The following is a 1,202-nucleotide window of genomic DNA, read 5'->3' on the forward strand; positions in this document are numbered from 1 at the left end:
ACATGAGCCTGAGCAAGCCGTGGCTGAAGGCCGCCAAGCTCGATCCGGCCACGATGAAGAAGTCGCCGCTGCCCTTCGTCGTCAGCTTCATCGCCGAACTGGTCATGGCCACCATAATGGCCCTGGTCGTCGGCGCGATGACCGGCGGCGAGCCGACATGGCTCGCCGGACTTGTCTTCGGCTTCGTGCTCTGGCTGGGTTTCGTCGCCACGACGCTCTCGGTCAACCATCGCTACGAGAATTTCGGCTGGGACCTGACCCTCATCGACGGCGGCCACTGGCTCGGCGTGCTGCTGATCATCGGCGCCGTGATCGGCTGGTTCGGCGCGGTGGCAAGCTGAGTCAAGAAGGGAGTAGGGCAGTAAGGCAGTAGGGGAATAGGGGGCAGACGGCACCGACGCCTATCCCTACTGCCCTACTGCCCTACTGCCCTACTGCCCTACTGCCCTACTGCCCTACTGCCCTACTGCCCTTTATCCGTGGTCCGCGTCTTGGCGACTTCCTCTAGCATCCATTCGCGAAAGGCGACGATGCGTGGATCGTCGGCGGTATTTTCGGGATAGACCAGGAAATAGGCGAACTCGGGCGCCACCCGCAGGCCGAGTTCGAAAGGCTGCACCAGCCTGCCCTGGGAAAGGTCGTTCGCCACCATGGCGAAATCGGCGAGCGCAACGGCATTGCCGTCGAGCGCAGCCTGGACGGCATCCGTGGAATTTCCGAACACGACTGTCCGGCTGTCGTCGAAATCATTGATGCCGGCCGCCGCCATCCACATCCGCCAGTTCGGCCACGTCACGCCTTGCCGCGACCATTCGATATGCGCAAGCGTGTGATTGAACAGGTCGCGCGGCTCGCGCAGCGGCGGACCGGACGTCAAGAGGCTCGGGCTGCACACCGGAATGAGGATGTTGTCGAACAGCCGGTGGGTGCGAAGGCCCGGATATTTGCCGGCGCCAAAACGGATGCCGACATCGATGTCGTCAAGTTCGAAATCCCGCACTTCATAGGCGATGTCGAATCGCAATTCGATATCGGTGTGACGCTTGCGAAAATCGTCGACGCGTCGCATCAGCCATTTTGACGCGAACTGCGCGTCGAGCGTTACCTTCAAGAGAGCGGTGCCGCGCGTCAGCTTTTGCGCCCGCGAAACAGCCCGGCCAAGCAGGTCGAGCGCGTCCACCGAGGCGGGAACGGTGCTGTTC

2 protein-coding genes are annotated in these 1,202 nt (G+C 62.5%); one reads left to right on the forward strand and one right to left on the reverse strand.

The annotated features are described in order from the left end of the window. On the forward strand, window positions 1-341 hold a 341-nt coding region (locus EN925_RS36580; RefSeq protein ID WP_164894693.1), incomplete at its 5' end, for a DUF1761 domain-containing protein. 122 nt (window positions 342-463) lie between these two features. Here EN925_RS36580 and EN925_RS36585 read toward each other — a convergent pair. Then, a partial coding sequence (locus EN925_RS36585) for a LysR substrate-binding domain-containing protein (RefSeq protein ID WP_128337402.1) occupies window positions 464-1,202 on the reverse strand: 739 nt, incomplete at its 5' end.

The organism is Mesorhizobium sp. M7A.F.Ca.US.006.04.2.1 (assembly GCF_004022915.1).
Classification (GTDB): domain Bacteria; phylum Pseudomonadota; class Alphaproteobacteria; order Rhizobiales; family Rhizobiaceae; genus Mesorhizobium; species Mesorhizobium ciceri.